This is a genomic window from Mesorhizobium sp. P2_A12 (assembly GCF_056405075.1).
The window spans coordinates 365,816-386,384 of sequence record NZ_JBFUCU010000004.1; the positions used below are offsets into that span (position 1 = coordinate 365,816).

The 20,569-nt window shown below is 63.3% G+C and carries 25 protein-coding genes; 9 read left to right on the forward strand and 16 right to left on the reverse strand.

Translation table 11 applies throughout. From position 1 onward, the window contains the following. The first annotated feature begins 68 nt into the window (after window positions 1-68). From AC1DZU_RS12055 to AC1DZU_RS12065, 3 genes are all read left to right on the forward strand, one after another. Window positions 69-836: a TerC family protein gene (locus tag AC1DZU_RS12055; protein ID WP_477284835.1), complete on the forward strand. Its 768-nt coding sequence runs from the start codon at window positions 69-71 to the stop codon at window positions 834-836. A gap of 324 nt (window positions 837-1,160) precedes the next feature. Then, window positions 1,161-1,910 (forward strand): YebC/PmpR family DNA-binding transcriptional regulator, encoded by a 750-nt coding sequence (locus tag AC1DZU_RS12060; protein WP_184872386.1) that lies wholly within the window; start codon window positions 1,161-1,163, stop codon window positions 1,908-1,910. Further along, entirely contained in the window at window positions 1,907-2,218 is a 312-nt protein-coding gene (locus AC1DZU_RS12065) for an Rdx family protein (RefSeq protein ID WP_477284837.1), read from the forward strand. The genes AC1DZU_RS12060 and AC1DZU_RS12065 overlap by 4 nt, the downstream gene beginning before the upstream one ends. Window positions 2,219-2,301: 83 nt before the next feature. Here AC1DZU_RS12065 and AC1DZU_RS12070 read toward each other — a convergent pair whose 3' ends face one another. Together AC1DZU_RS12070 and AC1DZU_RS12075 are read right to left on the reverse strand one after the other, a co-directional pair. Further along, on the reverse strand, window positions 2,302-2,781 hold the full coding sequence (locus tag AC1DZU_RS12070; protein ID WP_477284839.1) for an anthrone oxygenase family protein: 480 nt from the start codon (window positions 2,779-2,781) through the stop codon (window positions 2,302-2,304). Between the two features lies 1 nt (window position 2,782). Further along, entirely contained in the window at window positions 2,783-3,616 is an 834-nt protein-coding gene (locus AC1DZU_RS12075) for an NAD(P)H-binding protein (protein WP_477284841.1), read from the reverse strand. A gap of 106 nt (window positions 3,617-3,722) precedes the next feature. Between AC1DZU_RS12075 and AC1DZU_RS12080 the strand changes: the two genes are divergently transcribed. Further along, the gene (locus tag AC1DZU_RS12080) at window positions 3,723-4,361 is read left to right on the forward strand and encodes a TetR/AcrR family transcriptional regulator (RefSeq protein ID WP_477284843.1); all 639 of its coding nucleotides are present in this window, start codon (window positions 3,723-3,725) and stop codon (window positions 4,359-4,361) included. Between the two features lie 2 nt (window positions 4,362-4,363). On the opposite strand, the gene AC1DZU_RS12085 is transcribed toward AC1DZU_RS12080, so the two are convergent. Together AC1DZU_RS12085 and rpmE are read right to left on the reverse strand one after the other, a co-directional pair. Then, window positions 4,364-4,864 (reverse strand): hypothetical protein, encoded by a 501-nt coding sequence (locus AC1DZU_RS12085; RefSeq protein ID WP_477284845.1) that lies wholly within the window; start codon window positions 4,862-4,864, stop codon window positions 4,364-4,366. Between the two features lie 101 nt (window positions 4,865-4,965). Continuing rightward, window positions 4,966-5,187: a 50S ribosomal protein L31 gene (gene rpmE, locus AC1DZU_RS12090; protein ID WP_006327661.1), complete on the reverse strand. Its 222-nt coding sequence runs from the start codon at window positions 5,185-5,187 to the stop codon at window positions 4,966-4,968. A gap of 208 nt (window positions 5,188-5,395) precedes the next feature. Between rpmE and AC1DZU_RS12095 the strand changes: the two genes are divergently transcribed. After that, window positions 5,396-7,195, forward strand: coding sequence for an ABC transporter transmembrane domain-containing protein (locus AC1DZU_RS12095; protein ID WP_477284847.1), 1,800 nt, complete (start codon window positions 5,396-5,398; stop codon window positions 7,193-7,195). Between the two features lie 36 nt (window positions 7,196-7,231). On the opposite strand, the gene AC1DZU_RS12100 is transcribed toward AC1DZU_RS12095, so the two are convergent. Further along, window positions 7,232-8,719, reverse strand: coding sequence for a carboxypeptidase M32 (locus tag AC1DZU_RS12100; RefSeq protein ID WP_477284849.1), 1,488 nt, complete (start codon window positions 8,717-8,719; stop codon window positions 7,232-7,234). A gap of 142 nt (window positions 8,720-8,861) precedes the next feature. On the opposite strand from AC1DZU_RS12100, the gene AC1DZU_RS12105 reads away from it, so the two are divergent. After that, complete coding sequence (locus AC1DZU_RS12105; RefSeq protein WP_095084234.1) at window positions 8,862-9,215, forward strand: DUF1304 domain-containing protein; 354 nt, start codon at window positions 8,862-8,864, stop codon at window positions 9,213-9,215. Window positions 9,216-9,364: 149 nt separating this feature from the next. Here AC1DZU_RS12105 and AC1DZU_RS12110 read toward each other — a convergent pair whose 3' ends face one another. The 10 genes from AC1DZU_RS12110 to AC1DZU_RS12155 form a co-directional block, all read right to left on the reverse strand. After that, window positions 9,365-9,799 carry a hypothetical protein gene (locus AC1DZU_RS12110; protein WP_477284851.1) on the reverse strand — a complete coding sequence of 145 codons (435 nt, stop codon included), beginning with the start codon at window positions 9,797-9,799 and terminating at the stop codon, window positions 9,365-9,367. Between the two features lie 248 nt (window positions 9,800-10,047). After that, window positions 10,048-11,079, reverse strand: a complete 1,032-nt coding sequence (locus tag AC1DZU_RS12115) for a peptidoglycan -binding protein (protein ID WP_095084236.1) — start codon at window positions 11,077-11,079, stop codon at window positions 10,048-10,050. A gap of 1 nt (window position 11,080) precedes the next feature. Then, the gene (locus tag AC1DZU_RS12120) at window positions 11,081-12,106 is read right to left on the reverse strand and encodes a MotA/TolQ/ExbB proton channel family protein (RefSeq protein WP_477284853.1); all 1,026 of its coding nucleotides are present in this window, start codon (window positions 12,104-12,106) and stop codon (window positions 11,081-11,083) included. Window positions 12,107-12,215: 109 nt separating this feature from the next. Then, window positions 12,216-12,902, reverse strand: coding sequence for a PAQR family membrane homeostasis protein TrhA (gene trhA, locus AC1DZU_RS12125; RefSeq protein ID WP_477284855.1), 687 nt, complete (start codon window positions 12,900-12,902; stop codon window positions 12,216-12,218). Window positions 12,903-13,006: 104 nt separating this feature from the next. Further along, window positions 13,007-13,807 (reverse strand): inositol monophosphatase family protein, encoded by an 801-nt coding sequence (locus AC1DZU_RS12130; RefSeq protein WP_477284857.1) that lies wholly within the window; start codon window positions 13,805-13,807, stop codon window positions 13,007-13,009. Window positions 13,808-13,893: 86 nt separating this feature from the next. Then, on the reverse strand, window positions 13,894-14,460 hold the full coding sequence (efp, locus tag AC1DZU_RS12135; RefSeq protein WP_095084240.1) for an elongation factor P: 567 nt from the start codon (window positions 14,458-14,460) through the stop codon (window positions 13,894-13,896). A 146-nt stretch (window positions 14,461-14,606) separates the two neighbouring features. Beyond that, window positions 14,607-14,825 carry a hypothetical protein gene (locus AC1DZU_RS12140; RefSeq protein WP_477284859.1) on the reverse strand — a complete coding sequence of 73 codons (219 nt, stop codon included), beginning with the start codon at window positions 14,823-14,825 and terminating at the stop codon, window positions 14,607-14,609. Window positions 14,826-14,847: 22 nt separating this feature from the next. Continuing rightward, entirely contained in the window at window positions 14,848-15,843 is a 996-nt protein-coding gene (locus tag AC1DZU_RS12145; RefSeq protein ID WP_477285443.1) for a tetratricopeptide repeat protein, read from the reverse strand. A gap of 46 nt (window positions 15,844-15,889) precedes the next feature. Continuing rightward, entirely contained in the window at window positions 15,890-16,537 is a 648-nt protein-coding gene (locus tag AC1DZU_RS12150; protein ID WP_477284861.1) for a thiamine phosphate synthase, read from the reverse strand. Between the two features lie 133 nt (window positions 16,538-16,670). Then, window positions 16,671-17,576 (reverse strand): DMT family transporter, encoded by a 906-nt coding sequence (locus tag AC1DZU_RS12155; RefSeq protein ID WP_477284863.1) that lies wholly within the window; start codon window positions 17,574-17,576, stop codon window positions 16,671-16,673. Window positions 17,577-17,708: 132 nt separating this feature from the next. On the opposite strand from AC1DZU_RS12155, the gene AC1DZU_RS12160 reads away from it, so the two are divergent. Both AC1DZU_RS12160 and AC1DZU_RS12165 read left to right on the forward strand, forming a co-directional pair. Then, window positions 17,709-18,188 (forward strand): Lrp/AsnC family transcriptional regulator, encoded by a 480-nt coding sequence (locus AC1DZU_RS12160; RefSeq protein WP_477284864.1) that lies wholly within the window; start codon window positions 17,709-17,711, stop codon window positions 18,186-18,188. A gap of 113 nt (window positions 18,189-18,301) precedes the next feature. Beyond that, window positions 18,302-19,072 (forward strand): sulfite exporter TauE/SafE family protein, encoded by a 771-nt coding sequence (locus tag AC1DZU_RS12165; RefSeq protein WP_477284865.1) that lies wholly within the window; start codon window positions 18,302-18,304, stop codon window positions 19,070-19,072. 41 nt (window positions 19,073-19,113) lie between these two features. Here the strand turns inward: AC1DZU_RS12165 and AC1DZU_RS12170 are convergent, their stop codons facing one another. Beyond that, a complete protein-coding gene (locus tag AC1DZU_RS12170) occupies window positions 19,114-19,665 on the reverse strand; it encodes a DUF2269 family protein (protein WP_477284867.1) in 552 nt (183 codons plus the stop codon). Between the two features lie 331 nt (window positions 19,666-19,996). Between AC1DZU_RS12170 and AC1DZU_RS12175 the strand changes: the two genes are divergently transcribed. Beyond that, the gene (locus AC1DZU_RS12175; RefSeq protein ID WP_457150855.1) at window positions 19,997-20,377 is read left to right on the forward strand and encodes a hypothetical protein; all 381 of its coding nucleotides are present in this window, start codon (window positions 19,997-19,999) and stop codon (window positions 20,375-20,377) included. Window positions 20,378-20,569 lie beyond the last annotated feature (192 nt).

Below are 20,569 nucleotides of genomic sequence, written 5' to 3' on the forward strand. Positions count from 1 at the left end.
TTGATATGGACGCAAGCAGTACCTAATTGCCGGCGACACTGCTCTAGATCGTAGAGGGGACGACCTCCATGCAGCTCATCGAATTCCTGGCGCCACATTTTCACTTCGTGTCCGATCCAACGGCCTGGGTCGCGCTGCTGACGCTGGTGGTGCTGGAGATCGTGCTCGGCATCGACAATCTGATCTTCATCTCGATCCTGACCAACAAGCTGCCGGAAGCGCAAAGGGCGCGCGCCCGCCGGCTCGGCATTTCGGCGGCGCTGATCATGCGGCTGGTGCTGCTGGCAACCATTTCGATCATCGTCCAGCTGACGACGCCGGTGTTCACCGCCTTCGGTCACGGTTTTTCCTGGCGCGACCTGATCCTGATTGCCGGTGGCCTGTTCCTGGTGTGGAAGGCGACCAAGGAGATCCATCACACGGTCGATCCCGACGATCACCAGGACACGATGCTGGGTGAGACCCTGCAGATCAGCCTCGCCGGCGCGATCTTCCAGATCCTGCTGCTCGACCTCGTCTTCTCCATCGATTCGATCATCACCGCCGTCGGCATGACCGACGAGATCGCCATCATGTACATCGCCGTGATCGTCGCGGTCAGCGTGATGATGCTGGCGGCCGGACCGCTGGCAAACTTTATCGCCAAGAACCCGAGCATCGTCATGCTGGCGCTGGGCTTCCTGCTGATGATCGGCATGACGCTGATCGCCGATGGCATGGGCTACCATGTGCCCAAGGGTTACATCTATGCGGCGATGGGTTTTTCGGCCTTGGTCGAAGGGCTCAACATGTTGGCGCGGCGACGGAGAAAAGCGAAGTCCGGCGAGGGGCATTGAGGTTGGCAAGAGCATAGCCGCGCCACGAGACCTTGGAATTTGTCGCTGTCGCGTAGGATCGCTGGATCAGCCAGTATGCCAGCCATGCGATCAGCATCATCGACCGGCTGAAGTCCGACCTGGAGGCGTGAGCGATTGCAGCGGCCTCGCGGCTGGACGAATTGAGCCGATTTATCTATAAGCCCGCCATTCCGACAGAGAACGCCGTGCTTCCACGAGTTGCACTTGGGACGCTCTGAAATTTTGAATTCGAGCATTTTGCAGAAGACGAGGTGAGATCACCTCGCTTCGGGATGCTCTAGCCGAGAAGACGACAGGGGTGCCATGGCTGGCCATTCACAGTTCAAGAACATCATGCACCGCAAGGGCCGCCAGGATGCGGTGCGGTCGAAAATGTTTTCCAAGCTGGCGCGCGAAATCACCGTTGCCGCCAAGAGCGGGACGCCCGATCCATCGATGAATCCGCGCCTGCGCCTGGCCGTGCAGAACGCCAAGGCAGTGTCGATGCCGAAGGACAACATCCAGCGCGCCATCAACAAGGCCTCGATGGGCGATGCCGAGAATTACGAAGCCGTGCGCTATGAGGGCTACGGACCCGGCGGCGTCGCCGTCATCGTCGAAGCGCTGACCGACAACCGCAACCGTTCGGCCTCGAACGTGCGCGCCGCCTTCACCAAGGCCGGCGGGGCGATGGGCGAAACCGGTTCGGTGTCGTTCATGTGGGATCGTGCCGGCGAGATCTACTATCCGGCATCGGCCGGCAGCGCCGACAAGGTGATGGACGCGGCGATCGAAGCCGGCGCCGATGACGTGGAATCCGATGAGGAAGGCCACACGATCTACTGCGCTTTCGAGAATCTCGGCGAAGTGTCGAAGGCGCTCGAAGCCTCGCTCGGTGAAGCTGAATCGGTGAAGCCGATCTGGAAGCCGCAGAACAGTGTTCCTGTCGACGAGGATCGGGCACAGTCGCTGATGAAGCTGGTCGCCACGCTCGAGGATGACGATGACGTTCAAAGCGTCTACGCCAACTTCGAAGTCGATGACGAGACGATGGCCAAGCTCAGCGCGGCATGAGCGAAGTTAAGCTGCCCACCATCCGCATCACCTACTGCACGCAGTGCCAGTGGTTGCTGCGTGCCGGCTGGATGGCGCAGGAGCTGCTGTCGACCTTCGGCACCGATCTGGGCGAAGTGACGCTGGTGCCCGGCACCGGCGGTATCTTCACCATTTCCTGCAATGAAACGCTGGTCTGGGACCGCAAGCGCGACGGCGGGTTTCCGGAAGCGGCCAAGCTCAAGCAACTGGTCCGCGATGTCATCGACCCGGATCGTGATCTCGGTCATTCCGACCGCAAGGGTCATACTCAAAAAGATCCCGCCTGAGCAGGATCTTTTGCTTTTCGCCGAACGCCTCTCTCTTTGTCTTGACGCAAATCCGGACGGCTACGCACTTTTCCTGGAGTTGCTTAGAGCAATGAGAGAATGAAGCAGGCCATCGCCATGATGGCGGTGATAGTGCGGACATGGTTCCACATCACCCATTGGCTCAGATGGTTCGCCCACACAGCGGCGCCGCTGCTGCTGGCCGGGTCGACGGCGGCGAGCGCATCGTTGAGCGGCACGTTGAAGACCATGGTCACGATCGGGTTGCCGATCAGGTAAATCACCGCGCCGGCAAGCAACCAGTACGAACCGGACTGGCTCCAGCCCATGATGGCGGCGGCGATAAGCACCAGACAGAGCAGGCCGGTACCGAAAAGCGCCGTCATGAAGGTCGGGGTGATCACCGTGACGTTGATCGAATTCATCGCCGCGATGCCGCTGGGGACGGGCAGTCGAGCAAGCGCCGCCATGACGAAGTTGGAAAAGGCGAAAAACACGCCGCCGACGACCCCCGAGCCGATTGCGGCAATAATGGTAAGGGTGGGAAGAAGTTTCGTGGTCATTTCAGTTGCTCCAGATTCGGCTAGCGGCGGTTTCGGTTGCGTAGGTGGAGAAGTCTCTTGGCTGGCGGCCAAGCACGCGCTGGACGCCGTCGGTCAGCGTCTCGTTGCGGCCGTCAAGCACTTCGGTGAACAGTTCGTTGAGCAGCCAGGCGAATTCGGGCGGCAGGTCGTGCGCGGCCATGGCGGCGGTAAATTCGTCATGCGAAATCCTGACAAAGCGGATGTCGCGCCAGGCGGCCTTGCCAATCTCGGCGACCGCGTCGGCGAAGCTCAGCAGTCGCGGCCCGGTCAGTTCATAGAGCTGGCCGACATGCCCTGGCTCAGTCAGCACGGCGAAGGCGACGTCGGCGATGTCATCGGCATCGACGAATGGCTCGCCGACATTGCCGACCGGCAAAGCCACTTCGCCCTCAGCCAAGGACTCGACAAGGAAGCCTTCGCTGAAGTTCTGCGAGAACCAGGCGCAGCGAAGGATCGTCCAGTCGGCGCCGGAGGCCTTCAGCATCTCTTCGGCACGCTGGGCTTCCGCCTCGCCACGCCCGGACAGCAGCACCAGCCGGGTGATGCCGTTTTGTACGGCAAGCCTGGCCAAGGCGCCGATCACCTCGGCGGCACCCGGCACGGCCAGATCGGGATAGTAGCTGATGTAGACGGCGCTGACGCCTTGCATTGCCGGCCCCCAGGTCGCGGGGACTTCCCAGTCGAAGCGCGGGGTGCCCGAACGCGAGCCGATGCGCACCGGCAGGCCCCGCGCCGTCAGTCGCTCGGCAAGGCGGCGGCCGGTCTTGCCGGTGCCGCCGAGGACCAGGATGGGTTTTGTTGTCGTCGTGTTCATAGCTGTTTTCCTCTGTTTCAAAACATGAGCAATCCTCACATTTGCAAAACGTGATAAACCCTCGTATTTTGCGAGTCAAGCGATTTTGTTGGCATTGGAGACCGCCATGGAAGACACCGCGCCAGTTTCGTCACAGGAGCAGATTGCTTCGCCGCGCCGGGCGCCGAGCCAGCAGCGCAGCCGCGAGCGGGTCGAACGCATGCTCGCCGCTGCCTCGGCGCTGATCGCCGAGCAAGGCAGCGACGCCATGCGCATGGGCGAAGTGGCGGAACGGGCAGGGGTGTCGATCGGCTCGCTCTACCAGTTCTTTCCGGACAAGCGGGCGATCGTCTGGGCGCTGGCCGAGCGCTACACCGCCGAAAGCCAGGCCTGCATCTCGGCGGCACTCGCCGACGTCGGCGACGCCGAAGGCCTGAGCCAAGCGTTTTCGGAGCTGGTCGATATCTACTACGGGTTGTTCCTGGCCGAGCCGGTGATGCGTGACATCTGGTCAGGCACGCAGGCCGACAAGGCGCTGCGCCAGCTCGAACTCGCCGACAGCCGGGCCAACGCCGAATTCCTCACCGCGGTGCTGAAGCGGCTGCGGCCGGCAGCCGATCCGACGGCGCTGGAAACCACGGCGTTCCTGGTCTGGCAGATGGGCGAGGCCGCCGTGCGGCTGGCGATCTCGGTCGACAGGCAAGAGGGCGACAGACTGGTCGCGGCTTACAAGCGGATGGCGCTGCGGGAACTGTTGGCGGAGTAAGGCTAACGGCCGAGATAGTTCCGTAACATTTCAGTGCGCTCGTCCTCCGTGCACATTGCCATCCGGGCCAGGCCGAGACTGCCCCGATGAAGCGCAACAACAGCCAACGCATATGTCACTGTCGCTTCGTCCGCCTCAGTTTCCAGATCTCGCAACGCCAAATGGAAAAGCGTCTGCCAGGCGGTTTTGTAGTGCGGTTCGATCCAATCCGGAATTGGCGGGTTTCGGCGGTCGAGCAATCGCGCTTCTTCAATCACCGCGGCCAGACCGTAGACTCCCCAATTCGCTGGAGCGCGTTCTGCGGAGATTCGAACGATCTCTGGGATTGCGGCGTAGGATGCGTCTCCGACATCGCCCTGATGATGCAGTTCATTCCAAAGTTCGTCCCACGCCATCTCGTCATCATAACGAAGCGTCAGCGCCCGCAACGCCGGTCGGGGATCATAGACAACCTTGTACCCACCCGTGAGACCGGACCACCGCTTGTCGTTGAGCATAGACATATCGCTCTCCCTGGCCGACTGCGTCCCACCACGGTGACTCGCGGTCAACAAAAAACCCGCCTCGAGGGCGGGTTTTCCGATCTGCGAAAAAGGTCGTCGGCTTAGAGGCCGAAACCTTCGAAACGCTTCTTGAACTTCGACAGACGGCCGCCGCGGTCGAGCAGGGTCTGCTGGCCGCCGGTCCAGGCCGGGTGGGTGGTCGGGTCGATATCGAGGTTCATCGTATCGCCTTCCTTGCCCCAGGTCGAACGGGTCATGTATTCGGTGCCGTCGGTCATGACGACCTTGATGGTGTGGTAATCGGGATGGATGTCGGTCTTCATGGTTCGGTTCCTGGCTTGCCGGCGCTGCCGACGGGCATAAGCCTGCGTCGATGCGCCCCTTTTTAAAACTCGAAGCCGCAGCTATTGAAGAGCCACGGCTTCTAAAACGGTCGGCGAGCCTATACATCAGCCGGAATTGAATCACAAGGCCGCGGCAAGCGCATATATTGAGGCGCACAGCCCAGAGGCGGCTAGAGGAAACGCAGGAATGGCGCAAACCAGCAGCGCAGACGAGCGCCGGCGCTCGCTCAAGCCGCTCAGGCGCCTGTTCCCGTATATCACGCATTATCGCACGCTGGTCGTCGGCGCCCTCATTTCGCTGGTCATCGCCGCGGCAACGACGCTGGCGCTGCCGCTGGCCGTGCGGCGCATGATCGATCATGGTTTCTCGTCGGCCAACACCATCTTCATCGCCGAATATTTCGCAGCCCTGGTGGCAATGGCCGCCGTGCTGGCGGCGGCCTCGGCCGGCCGCTACTATTTCGTCATCACGCTCGGCGAGCGCGTCGTCGCCGATATCAGGCGCGATGTCTTTGCCCATGTGACGACGCTGTCGCCGTCCTTCTTCGACACCGCCCAGTCGGGCGAGATCGTGTCGCGGCTCGCCGCCGACACCACGCAGGTCAAGTCGGCGGTCGGGGCGACGGCCTCGGTGGCGCTGCGCAACGTCATCCTCGGCCTCGGCGCGGTGGGGATGATGGTCGTCACCAGCCCGAAATTGTCCGGTTTGGTCATTGCTGCCATTCCGGTCATCGTGCTGCCGCTGGTTGCCTTCGGCCGCTCGGTGCGGCGCAAGTCGCGGCAGGCGCAGGATACACTTGCCGATGCCACCGCCTATGCCAGCGAACAGATCGGCGCGGTGCGCACCTTGCAGGCCTTCACCAATGAAAAGCTCGTCACGGGGCATTTCTCGGGCGCGGTGGAAGCCGCTTTCGAGGCGGCGCGTGCTTCGATCTTCGCGCGCTCCTTCCTCACCTTCTTTGCTATTTTCACGATCTTCTCGTCCGTCGTGGCGGTGCTGTGGTTCGGCTCGCGCGACGTGCTCGACGGCAATCTGTCGCCAGGCACGCTCGGCCAGTTCCTGCTCTATTCGGTGTTTGCCGCCGGTGCGCTCGGCGCGCTGTCCGAGGTCTGGGGCGAGCTTGCGCAAGCGGCGGGTGCTGCCGAACGGCTGACCGAGATCCTGGCCGAGAAGCCGGCAATCCAGGCGCCAGCCGATCCGAAGCCGCTGCCCGCAGTCGCCAAGGGCGCGATTGTCTTCGATGACGTCTCCTTCTCCTATCCGGCAAGGCCCGACCGCGCTGCCGTGCACGGCTTGAGCTTTCAGGTCATGCCCGGCGAGACGGTGGCGATCGTCGGTCCGTCAGGGGCCGGCAAGAGCACGGTCTTTTCGCTGATCCTGCGCTTCTACGATCCTGAAACCGGCAAGATCCTGATCGATGGCGTCGATGTGCGCGAAGCCGATCCGGTCTCGGTCCGCGAGCGCATCGCCATCGTGCCCCAGGACGTCACCATCTTCGCTGCAAGCGCGCGCGACAATATCGGCTTTGGCCGGCCGGGTGCCAGTGAGGCGGAGATCGAGACGGCGGCGAAGGATGCGCTCGCCGACGAATTCATCCTCAAGCTCGAAAAAGGCTATGATAGTCAGGTCGGCGAGCGCGGGGTGACACTGTCCGGCGGCCAGCGCCAACGGGTCGCGATCGCTCGCGCGATCCTGCGCGACGCGCCGATCCTGCTGCTCGACGAGGCGACCTCGGCGCTTGACGCCGAAAGCGAGACGCTGGTGCAGATGGCGCTGGAACGCCTGATGCAGGGCCGCACCACCATCGTCATCGCCCACCGACTGGCAACGGTGCTGAAGGCCGACAGGATCCTGGTCATGGATGGCGGCCGCATCGTCGAGGAAGGCACGCATCAGAGCCTGGTCGCCAAGGGCGGCATCTACGCGCGGCTGGCCAAGCTGCAGTTCGAAACCGGCGCCAGCGCCTTCAGGGGCGCGGCGGAGTAAGTCGCAAACATCTGCCCCCCGATGTGCCGACAGCCCTTACGCCGCTCCGTATCGCTGCTTCAGATGGTTGACGAAATAGCTGGCGTCGAGCTTTTCGCCGGTGGCGCGTTCGAGCAGGTCCGGCGTCGACCAGCGTGACCCCTGCGACCAGATTTTTTCGCGGCGCCAGGCGTTGATCGACGCGAAATTGCCTTTGGCGAGATCGTCGTCGGCGGCAGGATGCTCGCGTGTCAGCGCCGCCCATTGCTGTGCCGCCATCATCGCGCCCAGCGTGTAGGACGGGAAGTAGCCGAAGGCGGCACCCGGCCAGTGCACGTCCTGCATCGGCCCGTCGGCCGGATTGTCGATGGTGGAGAGACCGAGATAGTCGCGCATCTTGGCGTCCCAGGCTTCTGGCAGTTCTGCCACCTCCAGCCTGCCGGAGACGAGCTCCTGCTCCAGCTCGTAGCGCAGGATGACATGCAGCGGGTAGGTCACCTCGTCGGCATCGACACGGATCAGGCCGCGCTCGACGTGGTGCACATGCGGCAGGATGTCGTCGAGCGACCAGGCTTCGCCGAGATGCTTTTCGACAACCGGCAGCGCCCAGCGCCAGAAGGCCGGGTTGCGGCCGAGCTGCTTTTCGACGAATAGGCTCTGGCTTTCGTGTACCGCCATGCCGCGCGCCTTACCGAGCGGCCAGTGCGCCCATGCCTTCGGCAGGTTCTGTTCGTACAGCGCATGGCCGGTCTCATGTAGCACGCCCATCAATGCCGACAGGAAGTCTGAGGTCTTGTAGCGGGTGGTGATGCGCACGTCGCTCGGTACGCCGCCGCAGAAGGGATGGTGCGACACCGACAGCGACCCATGCGTCAGGTCGAAACCGACCGACGTCATCATGGCAAGGCCGAGCTCGCGTTGCCGGTCGATCGCGTACGTGCCCGAAAGCGGCTTCAGTGGGCGCTTGCGCAGCTGGGCTTCTTGTATCGCCAGCGCCTCCGGCACGAAGCCTTTCAGGAAAGCCTTGAGGTCGGTGAAGACAGGCGTGATGTCGGCGGCGCGGTTGCCGGGGTCGTATTGCTCCATGAGCGCGTCATAGGGGGCAAGACCGAGCACGTCGGCACGCAGCGCCGCCTCTTCGCGCACCAGCGCCACCACGCCCTCCAGCGCCGGCAGGAAGCCCGCCCAGTCGTTCTTGGCGCGCAGGTCGCGCCACAGCTGCTCGCAACGCATGCGCGCGGTGGTCTGACGTTCGACGAACTCGACCGGCAGGCAGGTCAGGTTGGTGTACTGCCGCCGCAATTCCGCGACCGCGGCCCGTTGCTCCTCACTCAACGCTTCCTGTTCGGCCGCGGCGAGCCAGTCGGCGATTTCCGGCGCCGTTGCCCTGGTGTGGTACATGCCGGCCAGCGCCGACATTGCCTCGGCGCGCTTCTCGCCGCCGCCGACAGCCATGTGGGTGGCCTCGTCGGCGCCGAGGATGGCCAGCGCATGCTCGAGCGCTTCGAGCTTGTGGCCGAGATCATCGAGTTTCTGAAAGGACATGGCGGCTTCCGTGATTGAGGACGGCGCGAAAAGATACCAACGCAAAAGCGTTTGCAAGCCTGCGGCACTGTGCGGCGGATGCATCTTGCACAGGTGAGGTCACGCGTGAAATGCTGCCGGCCACGCCTGAAGGGGGAACAACATGATCGGCAACATCCTGGTCGGACTGGTGGCCTTGATCCATGTCTACATCGTCTATCTCGAAATGGTGCTGTGGGACACGCCGCGCGGGCACAAGGCGTTCAATCTGAAGCCGGAATTCGCCAGCGCCTCGAAGGTGCTCGCCGCCAATCAGGGTCTCTATAACGGCTTCCTCGCCGCGGGCCTGATCTGGGGGCTTTACCTCGGGACAGCCGGATTTCAGGTCAAGGTTTTCTTCCTGTTGTGCGTGGCCATTGCCGGCCTCTATGGCGCGGCAACGGTTGGCCGCAAGATCCTGTTCATTCAGACCGTGCCGGCGGTCGTCGCCCTGATTGCCGTCTGGCTTGGCTGGTAGGAAACCGGGCTGGTAGCAAGCTGGGCTGAGGGAAAAAGGACGCCCGCGGGAGAGGGGGCCCCGAGGGCGCCAGGTGGTCCTTTCCTGGCGCAGGATCTCGGAAAGAATCATGCGCGAGATCGAAGTGCTAGAGCTTGGCGTTCAAGCTTTCAGCCGTTCGGATAGTTTCCGCCGTCGGAGCCATCGCCCATCAGGAAATCGCTGCCGATACCGACCCTCAGACGCTGGTCGACATTGTCGAGACGGCGCAGCAGCTCATGGTATTGCGCGGCCGGTATCCTGCCGTGATCCGATGCCGCTATCTTCTCGGCCGCCTGACTGATGCGGACCGTCCGCATTTCCAGGCGTTCGGCAACGGCGGGCGTGATGTTGTTGGCCTGCCTTGCATCGACTATGCCCTGGCGGACGCCTTGAACCTGTTGGATGAGGCCTTCGACGCGCGGCCCCGTAAAGTCGGTCGGATCGCCGGCATCCAGAGCGCCTCTGTGATGGCCCGCGGCATAGGCGCCGGCAAGCGGAACGGCGATGAGGACCGCCGTGAGTGTTGCAGTTCTAAGCGAGGTGCTGGGAAAAAAAGAGCGCATCGTCGCGTTCTCCTCCTGAAGAGGAAGGCGGCGATTGTCTCGCCTGCCCTCCGGCTGCGGGCCGTCCGGTTCCGTCGCGTCGCGATGGGGTTCATCGCCGGCGGTTCTCGGCCCAGGCGGGGAAGCTAGGACCGCAATTCGACGATGTGTAATTAAAAAAAGATAATCTTTTCAGGCCTTGCCGGCCTCGCTCTACGCCCTAGAGTTGAGCCGGCGAACAAATTCGTGTGATGCCGCGTGATGATGGATCAACGTTCGGTGAGCTTCAGTTCAATGCGCCGGTTCTTGTTGCGCGCCTCTTCGGTGTCGGCGGGGTCGAGCGGCTGGAACTCGCCGAAGCCGGCGGCGACCAGGCGGTTGGCCGGCACGCCGTTCTCGATCAGGAACTTCACCACCGAGGTCGAACGCGCCGTCGACAGCTCCCAGTTGTCGCGGTAGCGGCCGGTGCCGGAGAGCGGCTTGTTGTCGGTATGGCCGTCGACGCGCAGCACCCAGTTGATCTCGGGCGGGATTTCCTTCTGCAATTCGATGATGGCGTCGGCGAGTTTCTTCATCTCCACCTTGCCGGCATCGTTGATCACTTCGGAGCCAGTCGGGAACAGCACTTCGGACTGGAAGACGAAACGGTCGCCGACGATGCGGATGTTCTCGCGGTCGGCAAGGATTTCCCGCAAGCGGCCGAAGAAGTCGGAGCGGTAACGGTTCAGTTCCTGGACGCGCTGAGCCAGTGCGACGTTCAGGCGGCGGCCGAGATCGGCAATTTTGGTGTTGGAATCGCGGTCGCGGGTTTCGGAGACGTTGAGCGCATCCTCGAGCGCACCGATCTGCTTGCGAAGTGCTGCAATCTGCTGGTTGAGAATCTCGACCTGGCTCAGCGCCTGCTGACTGATCTGGCGCTGGCTGTCGAGTTCGCCCGAAAGTGCTACGGCACGCTGGTTGGCGGCGTCTCCGGCGCCAGCACCTTGCGCCAGCAATTGTTCGAGCCGGCTCTTTTCCGCTTCCGCCGCCGACAGCGATGCCTGCAAATTGGCAAGTGAATCTTCCTTGTCCTGCGCCGTCGAGCGCTCCAGCGCCAGAAGCTGGGTCAGTTCGTTGATCTGCGAATTGAGTCGCGAGAGCGCCGTGTCCTTGCCGGAGATTTCGCGGCCCAGCAGGAACTGCGCCAGCACGAAGACGGTGAGCAGGAACATGATCGCCAGAAGCAGCGTCGACAGCGCGTCGACGAAGCCCGGCCAGTAATCGATGCGGCGATCGGTGCGCCGTCCACGCGCCAGCGCCACGTCAATGCACCCCGGGCTTCTTCAGGGCGTCGGCAATCTTTTCCAGCGTGTTGCGCATCGCCTTCTGCTCGTCGGACTGGGCCTCGACCCAGTCGCGCATGATCTGCTGCTCCGAGCGCATGTTCTTGACCAGGCCGGAAATGCCGTCGGCGAGATTGGCCATGGCGGTGGCGACGCGCGGATTGGAGCCGCCGCCATTCTCCTGCATGCTGCGCAGCCTTTCCGACAAGACCCGGATCTCGTCCGAGGATTCGGTCTTGGCCTGGTCGGAGACGACGATGTCGGACGACAGATCGGTGACCGAGGACAGCCAGTTTTCCAGTTCGGTGTAGAAGCGCGTCTGGGCGCGGCCGGCCTGCAGGTCGAGGAAGCCGAGCACCAGCGAGCCGGACAGGCCGAACAGCGAGGACGAGAAGGCCGTGCCCATGCCGGCCAGCGGCGCCGAAAGGCCTTGCTTCAGCGAATCGAGCACCGCAGCGGCATCGCCCGTACCTGGATCGAGCGATTCGATGGTCTCACGGATCGAGGCGATGGTGTTCAACAGACCCCAGAAAGTGCCGAGCAGGCCGAGGAACACCAGCAGGCCGACGAGATAGCGCGAGGTGTCACGGCTTTCGTCGAGGCGCGTGGCGATGGAATCGAGCATGGTGCGCATTGAACTGGTCGAGAAGGCCGTCGCCGAGGAGCGGCCGATCATCGCCTTCATCGGCGCCAGCAGCACCGGTTCGGTGGTCTCCGAGCCGGCACGGAAGGAGTTGACCCAGCGCACTTCGCGAAACAGCCGTCCGACCTGGGCGAAGGCCAAGAGGATGCCGACCACCAGCACGCCGATGATCAGGCCGTTGAGGCCGGGATTGCTGCCAAAGGCGGTCGAGATCTGGCGGGTCAGGATGGCGGCGATGAAGGCGACGATGACGAGGAAGATCATCATGGTCAGCAGAAAGACCTGCGGGCTCGACAGTTTATGCGGATCGTAGATCAGGACATCAGAGCGTCTGCCCATGCCGAAGGATCTGAGAAAAGCCATCCGTGCCCCGTTTCCGATGCCGCCGCCGATCACGTAGACCGCGACTCTAAACGGAATTGTGACCAAATTGAATGGCGCTTGGCAATATTGCCGTGTCTATAAGCCTGTGTCAGAGGCGATTGATGACCAGACAGTCGACCATGGCGGCCAGATGCAGGCCGGCACCGGTGACGACGAAGCCGTGCCACAACGCATTGTGGAAGCGCAGTCCCTTCCAGGCAAAGAAGATGACGCCGCAGGAATAGACGATGCCGCCGGCGACGATCAGCGCGATCGATGTCGTCGGCAGGGTTTGGACAAGCGGCTTTACCAGGATGATGCCGCTCCAGCCGATGGCGAGATAGAAGACGATCGCCAGCCGGTCGAAACGGCCGGGAAAAAACACCTTGATGGCGATGCCCAGTGCCGCTGCCGTCCAGACGAGGACGATCATCCAGCGCGCCAGCGGCGAGCCTTCGAGCTGAGCCAGGAAAGGCGTGTAGGTCGCAGCGATCAGGAGATAGATCGCGGCGTGGTCGAAGCGCCGCAAGATCCATTTCGCCGGCGACGACACTGGCCACAGATTGTAGGTCAGCGACACCGACAGCACGGTGAGCAGCGAAACCACATAGAAGGCGGCGGCGATGTATTCGCCCGGCCCGACGCGAAAGGCCGCCAGCGCCAGCAGCGCCGAACCCGCCGAAATCGCCAGCACGATGCCGATAGCATGGACGATGCCGTCGGCGATCATCTCGGCGCGCGAATAGTGCCAGCGTCCGATGAACGGGATGTCGTGGTGGGGCTTGATGTCGTTCACTGCCGGGTTCCTGCGCCGAGCACTCTAACTTGGGCGCTTGCCGGCCAGTATTTCAAGCTTCCATTGCGGTTTTGCGACTGCGGCGCATCAGCGCGGCGTGTCAGTCAGCGTGCCGAGAGCGGCTTCTTCACGGCCTTCAGCAAAGCGCGCTGGATGACCTCGTTGCCGGCGACCACCGAGCCGTGGTCCAGCATGTCCTGGCCGCCGTCCATATCCGAAACGAAGCCACCCGCCTCGCGGATCAGCAGCAGGCCGGCGGCGACGTCCCAGGCCGACAGGCCGGTTTCCCAAAACCCGTCCATGCGGCCGGCGGCGACATAGGCGAGATCGAGCGAAACGGCCCCCAAGCGGCGCACACCAGAGACCTCCGCCATGACGTTGCGCAGCTCGACGAGGAAATTGCCGTGGTGGCCGCGGCCGAGATGCGGCACGCCGCAGCCGATCACCGTGTCGACCAGCTTGATGCGGCCGGCGACGCGCAGCCGGCGGTCGTTCATGAAGGCGCCGCCACCGCGTTCGGCGGTATAGAGCTCGTCCATTGCCGGATTGTAGATAACGCCGGCAACGATCTGCCCCTGGCGTTCCAGGGCGATCGAAACGGCAAAGAGCGGGATGCCGTGCAGGAAATTGGTGGTGCCGTCGAGCGGGTCGACGATCCAGCGGTGCTGGCCGTCGTCGCCTTCGACCACGCCGCGCTCCTCCATCAGGAAAGCGTAGCCCGGCCGTGCCTTCGACAGTTCGGCAAAGACGATCTCCTCGGCCTTGCGGTCGGCCTGGCTGACATAGTCGCCAGGGCCCTTCATCGAGACCTGCAGGTTCTGCACCTCGCCGAAGTCGCGCGACAGCGAGCGGCCGGCTTTCATTGCGGCCTGGACCATGACGTTGAGAAGGGCTGAGCGTGCCATCGTGCTTCTTCCTGCTGCTGCGCTTCAAGCGCCGTCTTGACGCATGTCGGTGACCCAAAACCGGGGCCACTTTTGGGCGACATGCATCAGTCTGCGCGGCGCACGTAAGTGATTTCGTTGGTGTCGACGATGATGCGTTCGCCGGCGCCGATGAACGGCGGTACCAGCACACGGATGCCGTTCTCCAGTACCGCCGGCTTGTAGGAGGACGCGGCCGTCTGGCCCTTTACCACGGGATCGGCCTCGGTGATGGTCAGCGTCACATAGTCGGGCAGAGAAATGCCGATCGGCCTTTCTTCATAAAGCTGGACCGTGACCATCATGCCGTCCTGCAGGAAGGCGGCGCGATCGCCGACGAAGTCCTTCGCCAATTCGAGCTGCTCGTAGCTCTGGGTGTCCATGAACACCAGCGCGTCTTCCTGCGCGTAGAGGAAGGAAAAATCCTTGAGATCGAGCCGGATCTGCTCGACCGTCTCGGCCGAGCGGAAGCGCTCGTTGAGCTTGGTGCCGTTGATGAGGTTCTTCAGTTCGACCTGGTTGTAGGCGCCGCCCTTGCCTGGCTTGACGGTGTTGGTCCTGACCGCCACCCACAGGCCACCATCATGCTCGATGACGTAGCCGGGACGGATTTCGTTGCCATTGATCTTGGCCATAGTGATCTGATCCGGGAATGAGATGTTCGCTGGGAAAGCGATTTCGGGCTCCCAAGACCACAAATCGCCAGAAGAGGCAAGGGAGCGGGCAGGCTGGCGCCAAGCGACGGCGATGAAACACCCAGGTCGGGTCGGTGCATGCAGGGTCAGTCACCCCGGTTGATCACCGCGCCGACGGATTTGGCGATGGCATCGGCGACCTTTGTCGGTCGATGGATGTGCGGCGACCGCATGACGACAACGTGCATGGACAGGTCGAGATCGCTTGTCTCGACGAGCATCACGCCGTTCGGCATGTGCTGTGGCAAAAGACGCATGGGCATGAGGCCGAGCCCGTGACCCCGGCGCACCCACTCCATCTGCATGGCTGGGTCCTGGATTCCCGCGTCAGGGCAGGCGGTTCGCCTTTTGCAGCGCCTGCTTGGTCTGGTCGTCGCCCAACCCCTGCAGGAAATCGTCCATCTGCGGGTCGATGAGACCGGAGCGGCGGGCGACGATGTACCAGGCGGCAGCGAGGACAAGATCCGGATCGGTGCCCATGCCTTGCATATAGAGCTTGGCGAGGCGGTTCTGGGCGGCGACATTGCCGCCCTCCGCCGCTTGCTTCATCCAGCCGAAGGCGGATTTCAGGTCGCGGCCGCCACCGCGTCCCTCGATCATCCAGGCTGCGAGATCGATCTGCGCGGTGTCGTAATTCTGCCGTGCGGCCAGCGCCAGCAGGCGCCTTGCCTGCGCGTCGTCGCGCGGCTTGCCGCCGACGCCATTGGCATAGATCTGCGACATCGCATACTGCGCGTCGGCGAGGCCGGTGGCGGCGGCACGCTCATAGTAGGAGACCGCCCTGGCGAGGCCAGCGTCGCCGGGGTCCTGCTGGACCAGCATCTGCGCGAAATTGAACTGCGCCAGCTGGTTGCCGGCTTCGGCGGCGGCCTGCATCAGCGCATAGGCCCCTTTCTCGTCCTTCTTGACGTAGCGGCCATCAAGCAGCATCAGCGCATACTGGAACTGCGATTCCGGCACGCCCTGCTCGGCGGCAAGCGCGTACCATTTCGCCGCTTCCGCGGCATTGACCGGCACTCCCAGCCCACGCGACAGGATCTCGGCCACCAGTGTCTGCGCCGCCGGGTCGCCGTTTTGCGCGCGCACCAGCGCGAGATTGTAGGCCGTTTTGTAGAGACCGCGCTGGAAAGCCCCATAAGCGGGGTCGGCAGGTTTTGCGCCGAAGCGATCGGGGTTGATGGCATCGGCCGATGGCAGCGGCGCCGGCTCGGCCGTGGTGGCGGGTTGCGGCAGCGGCTTGTCGATCGGCTTGTCCGTATGCACGCCGGCTTCCGGCTTGGGTTGCGGTAGCGGGATGTTCTCCGCGGCCGCTGCCTGGACCATGAGCACCGCAAGCAGAGCCTGGAGGGGAAGCGTCGCCGAAGACACGTCAGTCCTCGAAGCGCGGCGCGGTCTCGTCGAGCAGCGCGTTGGCGCTGGCGACCGCTGCCTTGGGGTCGGCGGCGTCGGCGAACACGGCGCTCGACAGTGCCACGAATTCGGCGCCGGTGGCGCCCACCGCTTCCACCGAGGCGATGTCGGATCCGGCCATGACGATGCAAGGTATCTGGATCATATCGGCCCACCATTTGCCGAGCGACAGGTTGCGCGGGTGCGGTTCGGGCTTGTTGTCGTAGCCGAAGCGGCCGAAGAAGATGTAGTCGGGCCGTGTCTCGCCAAGCTCGAGCGCGTCGTCACGTGTCTTGGCGCCGCCGGCGCCGACCATCATCTTTGCCTGGAAATGTTCGATCGTCTCGGCGAGTTCGGCCTTGGAGACCTCGACATGGATACCGTCGGCCTGGACGCGACCGGCTATGCGGGTGTCGCCGGCGATGACAACAGCGACGCCCGCGGCCTGCGCGGCCGGCACGATCTGTTCGGCGAAAGCCTGGAAGGAGGCCTCGTCCATGCCGTTCTCTGGCAGGATCAGCGAGGCGACATCGCCGCCTTCGAATGCCGCGGCGATACGGGCCGCCGGCACGCCGGGCGGCGCGATCAGCACGATGCGACAGCGGTTGGGGGGCGTTGCGTCATTCATGGTTCTTCGATCCCGCGTTTCGCCTATGCCGGGCGAAGATGGTTGGATTGCGGCATAGAGCAAAGTGCCCGCTTTGAACAGGCGGGCAGCCGGGATCGCGATTGTGACCCGCCGGGCCGACGGCGGGCCTGTGTCACTTGATCGGGTGCGGGCTCATGACGGGCGCCTTCGACTTCCACAGCGTCCAGCCAAGATTCATGCCGGCGGCGGCGATCAGGATGGCGGTGGCGCCGACAATCTGGCTCAGATGCAGCCGATGGCCGAAGGCCACAACATCGACCAGGATCGCCACCACCGGGTAGATGAAGGACAGCGACCCCTGCAGATGCGTCGGCAGCTTCTGGATGGCGCCGTACATCAGGATGTACATCAGGCCGGTGTGGACGATGCCGAGCGTCGCCAGCATGACCCAACTCCACGCATCGGCGGGAAGCTGGGAAAGGTTGGCGAAGGGCGCCAACATGACGACGCCGACGCAGACCTGGATCAGCGCGATCAGGTGCGGGGGCGTGCCCCTGAGCTTCTTGGTGACGATGGCGGCGACGGCCCAGAAGAAAGCCGCGCCCAATGCCATGACGATGCCGGTAAAGTAATCCGTGCCGACATCGCCGGCATCAGGGGCGGCCTGCACGATCAGCACCATGCCGGCGAAGGCGATGGCCAGCCAGGTCAGCTTGGTCAGGGTCAGCCGCTCGGCGAAGAACAGCGCGCCGAAGCCGACCAGCATGAAGGGCTGGGTGTTGTAGACGGCGGTGGCGATCGAGATCGACGCGCGCGAGAACGCGCTGAACAGCAGCAGCCAGTTGACGACGATGGCGACGCCGCCGAGCGCGGCGAAGCTGATGATGTGCAGCGACAAGCTGTTGCGCAGCAAGCCCAGCCCGGCGCAGATGACAAGCAGCGTCAGCGCGCCGAACGCGCAACGCCAGAACACCACGTCCATGATCGGCTGCCCGGACATGACGACGAACCATCCGATCGTCCCCAGGATCGCCATTGCGGCGGACATTTCGACCGTACCGCGCACTGTATCGTTCACGACAGACCTCCGAACCCGTTGAGCTGGTATAATCTCATGCGGCAACGAAGCTTTCCATCTGATGAGGAAGGTAGTATAGACGATTTACCTAATTATATTAGGCTTCTCCTCCAAATTTGCGGGAGATGTAAAATGCTTGACGATCTCGACCGGCGCCTCCTCGAAATTCTGATCAAGGACGCGCGGACCTCGCTGAAGGAATTGGCTGCCCAAGTCGGGCTGTCATCGCCGAGCGTCTCGGAACGGCTTCGACGGCTCGAGGAACGCGGCGTCATCCGGGCGTTCACCGTCGAGATCGATCCGCTGGCGCTCGGCTATACGTTGCAGGCAATCGTGCGCATCCGGCCGTTGCCGGGCAAGCTGCACATCGTCCAGAAGCTGATCGAGGAGATCCCCGAATTTGGCGAATGCGACAAAGTAACGGGCGATGACTGCTTCGTCGCCCGGCTGTTCGTGCGCTCGATCGGCGATCTCGACGGCATTCTCGACCGCATCGCCGACAAGGCCGAGACGAGCACTGCCATCATCAAGGCACAGCCGATCCGGCGGCGGCCGCCACCGCTCGACGCAACCGCTCCGCGTGACAGGGCAAAGATCTTGCAGGCTTCCTGATCGACGCCGGATGAAACGCCGGCGGCGGGTGGGCTATATTTGCTGTCGCTCCGCCGAGGATTCTGGGCTATTCAGGCGTCGATACTCTTTCCCCTCCAGCCCAGCCCCTCCCCATGTCAGGTCTGCTTCTCGATCCGTGGTTCTACGCGGCTGCCATTCCGGCGGTCATTCTGGTCGGCCTGTCCAAGGGCGGCTTCGGCGGCGCCGTCGGTTTCGTCGGCGTGCCCTTGATGGCGCTGACCATGCCGCCGGTGCAGGCGGCGGCCATCCTGCTGCCGATCCTGTGCCTGATGGACATCGTGTCGGTGTGGACATGGTGGGGTGTCTACGACCGCAATATGCTGGTCGACATGATGCCGGGCGCGGTCGTCGGCATCTGTCTCGGCTGGCTGACGGCAGCACTGGTGACCGAGGAGGCGGTACGGCTGATCGTCGGCGCCGTCGCCATCATCTTCGTCCTGCGCTGGCTCTATCTGCAGTTTCGCCATGGCGCGGACCACGCGGTCGCGCCCAACCGCATGGCTGCCGCCATTTGGGGGACGGTCGCCGGCTTCACCAGCTTCGTTGCCCATGTCGGCGGCCCGCCGTTCCAGGTCTATGCCTTGCCGATCCGGCTCGATCCCAAAATTCTGTCGGGCACCGCGGCGATCTTTTTTGCCGCAACCAATGCGCTGAAGCTCATTCCCTATTTCGCGCTCGGCCAGTTCGACACCGCCAATCTGACGGCGTCGGCGGTGCTGATGCCGCTGGCGCCGCTCTCGACCGTCGCCGGCGCCTGGCTGGTGCGGCGGATGCGCCCGGAAACCTTCTATCCCTTCACCTACGCAACCGTGGCGGTGGTGGCGCTGAAGCTGCTGTGGGACGGCATCGCCGGCCTTATGTAGAGGGGGGCGGTCGTGCAGCCGCCCTCATCATCACGGCTGTGTCAGGCGGGGCTCGGCACGAGGCGACGGTCGACGCCAAGGGCGAGGGTGGCGCCGACCACGACGACCAGCACCATGCCAGCAAGAATGCCGATGTCATGCACACTCGGCTTGAGCACCATGTCGGCGATGACCACCAGCATCACTGAGTAGTCGAAGCGTGCGGCGCTCATCATGCGCTGGCCAATGGCCAGAGCCGCAGGCGTGATACCATCCTTGGCGATCATCGCTCCCATGCGCTCGCCCGTTGGCTTGAAGATGAACATGCCGATCGAAAAGGTCGTGGCGTAGCCGACCAGACCGATGATGATCCATAGATCCGAGAAGCCAACCCAGAAACTGCACATGATGAGACCGAAGATCAGGGTCAGCATCGACATCGGCGCGAAGAAACGGCCACCCAACTGTCCGCTGGCGCGCATCGCCTGCATCTTGTCCTCGATGTTGCCGGCGCGCTCGGCAAGTACGCCGAGGAGGAACAACACGAAGCCGCCTCCGACCCATAAGATGGCCGTGACGACATGGAGGAATTTTACGATCGAGTACCAATCCATGGTTGCTCCTTGGATGTTCTGGAGGGGGTGTGGCAGGACGCGATTTGCGCCGGCCGTCAGAGGAGCGAGCGTTTAGCGCCGCGCCCGTTTCGGAACGATGTCGCGAAAAAGCCGGTTCTGTTTCCGCCTGCCGCCAGCACACGAAGCCACTGAGATGGCGAATGCGCTGCCTGGGTTTCTGCTATTGGGAGAAGTGTCGGAGGGGTTGGCGCGACATCGTCTGGAAACAGTGCCGATGCTAGTGCGCCAATGCCGGGAGCCCGGTGGCGACAAGATTCGCCTGACAATCAACCCATTCCCGCACACGGGAAGAGGCATTCGAGGGGACATTATGCAAGGGGTAGCACGGAATTTCTTCACGCTGGCCATCATCTATTCGCTGTGCGGGATGGCGCTCGGCCTGCACATGGCGATCAGCCAAGACCATAGCCAGATGCCAACCCACGCCCACACGATGGTGGCCGGATGGCTGATGTCGGCGGTCTTCGCCTTCTTCTACCATCTGTTTCCGGCAGTCGGACAAAAGATGCTCGCCACCATCCATTTCTGGCTGACGGCAATCAGCGGCATCGGCCTGTTAATCGGTCTCTATTTCCTGCTTGCCGGCAATGCCGCGATCGAACCGCTTGTCGGGATTTCGTCGATGGGATTCTACGCGGCCATGCTGCTGTTTGCCTTCATCGCCTTACCGGCCGTCTGGAAGAAAGCCTGAGCCGAGAGCCTGTCTGGAACTTTGCTCTGGCGGCCATCTGATGGGGTTTTCTGCGCTTCCGGTGCTCGCGGACCAAATGTCCGCTCCGCTCCGGTTCTCGAAACCACCATGTGACTCGCCAGAGCGAATTTCGAAACAGACTCTGAAGCGAGGTTCGGGGCTGTGCTGTTCCGGCACAGGACGGCGGCTTTG

Coding starts and splice junctions, on each gene's coding strand:
- AC1DZU_RS12055 (WP_477284835.1), top strand. CDS start 69: ATGCAGCTCATCGAATTCCTGGCGCCACATTTTCACTTCGTGTCCGAT.
- AC1DZU_RS12060 (WP_184872386.1), top strand. CDS start 1,161: ATGGCTGGCCATTCACAGTTCAAGAACATCATGCACCGCAAGGGCCGC.
- AC1DZU_RS12065 (WP_477284837.1), top strand. CDS start 1,907: ATGAGCGAAGTTAAGCTGCCCACCATCCGCATCACCTACTGCACGCAG.
- AC1DZU_RS12070 (WP_477284839.1), bottom strand. CDS start 2,781: ATGACCACGAAACTTCTTCCCACCCTTACCATTATTGCCGCAATCGGC.
- AC1DZU_RS12075 (WP_477284841.1), bottom strand. CDS start 3,616: ATGAACACGACGACAACAAAACCCATCCTGGTCCTCGGCGGCACCGGC.
- AC1DZU_RS12080 (WP_477284843.1), top strand. CDS start 3,723: ATGGAAGACACCGCGCCAGTTTCGTCACAGGAGCAGATTGCTTCGCCG.
- AC1DZU_RS12085 (WP_477284845.1), bottom strand. CDS start 4,864: ATGTCTATGCTCAACGACAAGCGGTGGTCCGGTCTCACGGGTGGGTAC.
- rpmE (WP_006327661.1), bottom strand. CDS start 5,187: ATGAAGACCGACATCCATCCCGATTACCACACCATCAAGGTCGTCATG.
- AC1DZU_RS12095 (WP_477284847.1), top strand. CDS start 5,396: ATGGCGCAAACCAGCAGCGCAGACGAGCGCCGGCGCTCGCTCAAGCCG.
- AC1DZU_RS12100 (WP_477284849.1), bottom strand. CDS start 8,719: ATGTCCTTTCAGAAACTCGATGATCTCGGCCACAAGCTCGAAGCGCTC.
- AC1DZU_RS12105 (WP_095084234.1), top strand. CDS start 8,862: ATGATCGGCAACATCCTGGTCGGACTGGTGGCCTTGATCCATGTCTAC.
- AC1DZU_RS12110 (WP_477284851.1), bottom strand. CDS start 9,799: ATGCGCTCTTTTTTTCCCAGCACCTCGCTTAGAACTGCAACACTCACG.
- AC1DZU_RS12120 (WP_477284853.1), bottom strand. CDS start 12,106: ATGGCTTTTCTCAGATCCTTCGGCATGGGCAGACGCTCTGATGTCCTG.
- AC1DZU_RS12130 (WP_477284857.1), bottom strand. CDS start 13,807: ATGGCACGCTCAGCCCTTCTCAACGTCATGGTCCAGGCCGCAATGAAA.
- efp (WP_095084240.1), bottom strand. CDS start 14,460: ATGGCCAAGATCAATGGCAACGAAATCCGTCCCGGCTACGTCATCGAG.
- AC1DZU_RS12140 (WP_477284859.1), bottom strand. CDS start 14,825: ATGCAGATGGAGTGGGTGCGCCGGGGTCACGGGCTCGGCCTCATGCCC.
- AC1DZU_RS12145 (WP_477285443.1), bottom strand. CDS start 15,843: ATGGTCCAGGCAGCGGCCGCGGAGAACATCCCGCTACCGCAACCCAAG.
- AC1DZU_RS12150 (WP_477284861.1), bottom strand. CDS start 16,537: ATGAATGACGCAACGCCCCCCAACCGCTGTCGCATCGTGCTGATCGCG.
- AC1DZU_RS12160 (WP_477284864.1), top strand. CDS start 17,709: ATGCTTGACGATCTCGACCGGCGCCTCCTCGAAATTCTGATCAAGGAC.
- AC1DZU_RS12165 (WP_477284865.1), top strand. CDS start 18,302: ATGTCAGGTCTGCTTCTCGATCCGTGGTTCTACGCGGCTGCCATTCCG.
- AC1DZU_RS12170 (WP_477284867.1), bottom strand. CDS start 19,665: ATGGATTGGTACTCGATCGTAAAATTCCTCCATGTCGTCACGGCCATC.
- AC1DZU_RS12175 (WP_457150855.1), top strand. CDS start 19,997: ATGCAAGGGGTAGCACGGAATTTCTTCACGCTGGCCATCATCTATTCG.